Below are 2,061 nucleotides of genomic sequence, written 5' to 3'. Positions count from 1 at the left end.
AACGGCTTGACCAGGTCGAGGTCGGCGCCGGGCATGAGCTGGTCGGCCAGTTCCACCACCGTCACCTCACTGCCCAGGGCCGCATACACCGTGGCCATTTCAAGGCCAATGATGCCGCCGCCGACCACCAGCAATGTCTTCGGGACATCGCGCAATTCCAGGGCCCCGGTGGAGTCGATGATGCGCTCGTCGTCCCAGGGGAACGAGGGCAGCTTCATCGACTGCGATCCGGCGGCGATGATGGCGTGCTCGAAGCGGATCAGCAGCTTGCCGTCCTTGCCCTGCACTTCCAGCTCGTGCGGCGAAACAAACATGCCGGTACCGGTGACCACCTTGACCTTGCGTTGCTTGCCCATGCTGGCAAGGCCGCCGGTGAGCTTGCCCACCGCCTTGACCTTGAAATCGCGGAGCTTGTCCAGGTCGATCTTCGGCGCACCGAAGGTAATGCCGTGGGCCGCCATGGCACCGGCCTCTTCGATCACCGCCGCTGCATGCAGCAATGCCTTTGAAGGAATGCAGCCGACGTTGAGGCAGACTCCGCCCAGGGTGTCGTAACGCTCGACCAGGACGGTGTCCAGGCCGAGGTCCGCTGCGCGGAATGCCGCGCTGTAGCCGCCGGGACCGGAGCCGAGCACGACCACCTTGCATTCGATGTCGGCCTTGCGGCCGGTGCCGGTGGCGGCCTGCGGAGCCGGTGTCTGTTTTACCGGTTCCTGGGCCGGATCTGTCTTCTGCTGCGGCACGCCCTGGGTGGCGGATTGCGCCGCGGGCTTCTCCGGCGCGGAGGCGCGGGAAGCCACTGGCGCATTGGCAGCGGTAGTGTCAGCGGAAGCGGCATCGGCGATCTCGACCACGGCGAGGATATCGCCGGGATTGACCTCCTGGCCGATCTTCACCTTGACCTGCGTGACCTTGCCGCCGTCGCTGGCGGGGACGTCCATGGTGGCCTTGTCCGATTCGAGCGTGACCAGGCTTTGTTCCTTGGTGATCGTGTCGCCGACCTGGACCAGGATCTCGATCACCGGCACGTCGTGCGAACCGCCAAGGTCGGGGACTTTCAGTTCAATCGTCTTGGGCATCGTGATGCGTCCTGTTAGAGCAGCAGGCGACGGATGTCGCCGAGCTGGCTGGCCAGGAAGGACGCGAAGCGCGCGGCGAGCGCGCCATCGACAACGCGATGGTCATAGGACAGCGACAGCGGCAACATCAGGCGCGGGGCGAATTCCTTGCCGTTCCATACCGGTTTCATCTGCGCCTTCGACACACCCAGGATGGCAACTTCCGGTGCATTGACGATCGGCGTGAACGACGTGCCGCCGATGCCGCCCAGGGACGAGATCGAGAAACAACCACCGGACATCTCGGCCGGGCTGAGCTTCTTCTCGCGCGCCTTCTTCGACAGTTCGCCAAGCTCGGCTGCCAGTTCCAGGAGGCCCTTCTTGTCCGCGTCGCGGATCACCGGCACCACCAGGCCATCGGGTGTGTCCACCGCGATGCCGATGTGGAAGTACTTCTTCAGGGTGAGCTTCTCGCCGGTGACGTCCAGCGATGCGTTGAACGTGGGGTATTTCTTCAGCGCCGCGACCACCGCCTTGATCTGGAATACCAGCGGGGTGACCTTCAGGTCCTTGTTTTCCTCGCCGAGCTTCTTGCGGAAAGCCTCAAGCTCGGTGATGTCGGCATCTTCGTGCTGGGTGACGTGCGGGATCATCGCCCAGTTGCGGGCAAGGTTGGCGCCGGAGATCTTCTGGATGCGGGAGAGGGGCTTTTCCTCGATCTCGCCGAATTTCGCGAAGTCGATCTTCGGCCACGGCAACAGGTTCAGGCCGCCACCGGCGGCCACGGCGCCCGAAGCGCCGGGTTTAGCGCCAGAGGCGAGCGCGTGCTTGACCCAGGCCTGCACGTCTTCACGCTGGATGCGGCCACCACGGCCGGTACCCTGCACCTGGCCGATCTCCACGCCCAGTTCGCGGGCGAAGGCACGCACGGCGGGGCTGGCATAGGGAGCTTGGTCCGGCATGATCGTGCTGGCGTCGAAGGCCACCGGCGGCGTGCGCGGTT

2 protein-coding genes are annotated in these 2,061 nt (G+C 65.0%); both read right to left on the bottom strand.

All coding sequences use genetic code 11. The annotated features are described in order from the left end of the window. A partial coding sequence (locus tag VK519_RS09835) for an FAD-dependent oxidoreductase (RefSeq protein ID WP_324349387.1) occupies positions 1-1,079 on the bottom strand: 1,079 nt, incomplete at its 3' end. 14 nt (positions 1,080-1,093) lie between these two features. Then, a partial coding sequence (locus VK519_RS09830) for a 2-oxo acid dehydrogenase subunit E2 (RefSeq protein ID WP_324349385.1) occupies positions 1,094-2,061 on the bottom strand: 968 nt, incomplete at its 5' end.

It is taken from the genome of Pinirhizobacter sp., from assembly GCF_035317885.1.
Classification (GTDB): domain Bacteria; phylum Pseudomonadota; class Gammaproteobacteria; order Xanthomonadales; family Rhodanobacteraceae; genus Pinirhizobacter.
This window is presented reverse-complemented; position numbering and strand designations above follow the sequence as displayed.